Origin of the sequence: Corynebacterium sp. UMB6689, assembly GCF_030215295.1 — a bacterium.
Taxonomy (GTDB): domain Bacteria; phylum Actinomycetota; class Actinomycetes; order Mycobacteriales; family Mycobacteriaceae; genus Corynebacterium; species Corynebacterium aurimucosum.
The window spans coordinates 1-237 of sequence record NZ_JASOLS010000287.1 but is presented as its reverse complement, the minus strand read 5'-3'; the positions used below and the strand labels follow the sequence as shown (position 1 = coordinate 237).

Here is a 237-nt window from a genome sequence, read left to right as displayed (position 1 = left end):
AACGCTAATGAAGTTAATTGGGATTTTATAGAGGAGGATCTTATGGACGAAAAAGAAATGATTAATAAATATATTGAAAATCGAGTGGCAGGCTTGGCAAAGCAACCAGCCCCCATTGTTGCTAAATTATTGGCAAACCAAGAAATAGAAATGATTGGTTTAGTAGGTACGGTGATTGACTATCTTAATGGTGATTTACCTAAAGAAGAACTTAAAAAGTATGCCTATTCTGCAGGT

At 35.0% G+C, this 237-nt stretch carries 1 protein-coding gene; it reads left to right on the top strand.

The window, feature by feature from the left end; genetic code table 11:
* Nucleotides 1-42 precede the first annotated feature (42 nt).
* Nucleotides 43-237 (top strand): hypothetical protein (locus tag QP363_RS13540; RefSeq protein ID WP_284764878.1); only part of this gene is annotated, 195 nt, incomplete at its 3' end.